Source organism: Paraburkholderia sp. EG304, from assembly GCF_046543485.1.
In the GTDB taxonomy this organism is placed as follows: domain Bacteria; phylum Pseudomonadota; class Gammaproteobacteria; order Burkholderiales; family Burkholderiaceae; genus Paraburkholderia; species Paraburkholderia youngii.
Window position 1 is genome coordinate 1 of record NZ_JBKGUA010000530.1, and the last position, 216, is coordinate 216.

At 67.1% G+C, this 216-nt stretch carries 1 protein-coding gene; it reads left to right on the forward strand.

Features of this window, described 5'->3' with window-relative positions; genetic code table 11:
- On the forward strand, positions 1-216 hold a 216-nt coding region (locus tag ACLFKU_RS45030), incomplete at both ends, for an AMP-binding protein (RefSeq protein WP_410853549.1).

The following is a 216-nucleotide window of genomic DNA, read 5'->3' on the forward strand; positions in this document are numbered from 1 at the left end:
TCGTTGAGACGATTGGGCGTCCGATCGCGAACACGCGGGTGTATCTTCTGGACGGTCATGGCGCGCCTGTGCCGTTCGGGGCGGTGGGTGAGCTTTACATTGGCGGGGCCGGCGTTGCGCGCGGGTATCTGAACCGGCCGGAGCTGACGGCGGAGCGGTTCATCGCCAGCCCCTTTGTGGCAGGCGACCGGCTGTACAAGACCGGGGATCTGGCGC